General features: G+C 50.1%; 1 protein-coding gene. It reads right to left on the bottom strand.

Translation table 11 applies throughout. The features are described from left to right. Positions 1–91: 91 nt before the first annotated feature. Positions 92–391 carry a helix-turn-helix domain-containing protein gene (locus F2P45_RS34275; protein ID WP_166882668.1) on the bottom strand — a complete coding sequence of 100 codons (300 nt, stop codon included), beginning with the start codon at positions 389–391 and terminating at the stop codon, positions 92–94. Positions 392–1002: the final 611 nt, after the last annotated feature.

The following is a 1002-nucleotide window of genomic DNA, read 5'->3' as shown; positions in this document are numbered from 1 at the left end:
ATCGCGGCAACGTGCTTCTCCCAAAAAACGGTCGTGTTTTCCATGCTTGCTCCGGTATCAAATCGAAGTAGCAAGAATGCGGAAATTCGGATTAGCCAGCAAGTCTGGGGTTTATGGAGCGCTTACCGTCGAGCTTCAATTGCGCGCCCGGTCGCGGCCTATCCACCAGCGCCGCCTCCACGCCTTCCTCCGCGCAATGCTTGCGCACACGATCCACCGTCGCGCTGCCAACGCCGAGCGCATCAACAATTTCGGCGTTCGTCCGACCTTCGTGGCTCAACAACAGAATGCGTGCACGCGTCAGCTTACGCGCGGCATGTTTCCCCTTGCTCAACAACTCTGTTAATTGCTCACGTTCCGATTCTGTCAGGATAATTCGATATTTCAACATGACGTCACTCCAGTAAAAATGCACACGGAGCTTAGACATCAAAATATTGACTCTGTTTAGTCGGGTCTGCTGGCAAACTATCACATCCAGTTAGTCGATCTACTAGCTATGCCAAAGTATAACAAGGATTTATACCAGTGCGATTGCAAGCCCGGCACCATACAAACTCCAACAGCCCGGGCCAACCGCCGGTGCCACCACACATTGGGCACTGTATTTCTTTAGCCGAGAGCATGGACGCTTGGACCAGTTTTGACCTCCATTCTTCGGCCGTAAGCACTACTTTCTGATCTGCGCTCACGTTTGCTCCTGCTACGCTAACAGCCACTGCCACAGCGCCATCCCCACGAGGACCAGGATGAGCCCGGCTATACCAATTGCGATCATGCTAACGATAAGCTTGCGTAATGTGTAGCCTAGGCAAAAATGGGTCATACCCGCCACGACATATATCAATTTGGCGGTGGTAGTGTGTTGAATAAAGGTAACTGTTCAGCCTCTATGACAGGTAGGGAAAAGGCCTGAAATTTTGCTGAAAAATTAAGCGAATAAAGGCGTTTTTGCACATTTTTTAAGCAAAATTTGCTGATTTTTGATAGTCCTTCATAGGG

Origin of the sequence: Massilia mucilaginosa, assembly GCF_011682145.1 — a bacterium.
In the GTDB taxonomy this organism is placed as follows: domain Bacteria; phylum Pseudomonadota; class Gammaproteobacteria; order Burkholderiales; family Burkholderiaceae_D; genus Telluria_A; species Telluria_A mucilaginosa.
The sequence above is the reverse complement of the archived record's forward strand: the minus strand, read 5'-3'. Positions and strand labels throughout refer to the sequence as shown.